The sequence below is a fragment of the Photorhabdus africana genome (assembly GCF_035181445.1).
Taxonomy (GTDB): domain Bacteria; phylum Pseudomonadota; class Gammaproteobacteria; order Enterobacterales; family Enterobacteriaceae; genus Photorhabdus; species Photorhabdus laumondii.
On record NZ_JAXBVE010000280.1, the window covers coordinates 1 to 239 of the forward strand.

The window sequence follows — 239 nt, forward strand, 5'->3', positions numbered from 1 at the left end:
GATGTTGGCTTAGAAGCAGCCATCATTGAAAGAAAGCGTAATAGCTCACTGGTCGAGTCGGCCTGCGCGGAAGATGTAACGGGGCTAAACCATGCACCGAAGCTGCGGCAGTGACACGTGGGTGTTGCTGGGTAGGGGAGCGTTCTGTAAGCCGCAGAAGGCGGTGCCGTGAGGCCTGCTGGAGGTATCAGAAGTGCGAATGCTGACATAAGTAACGATAAAGCGGGTGAAAAACCCGC

1 rRNA gene is annotated in these 239 nt (G+C 55.2%); it reads left to right on the forward strand.

What is annotated here, in order from left to right:
* A 23S ribosomal RNA gene (locus SLS51_RS23760) occupies positions 1-239 on the forward strand; the annotation flags it as partial.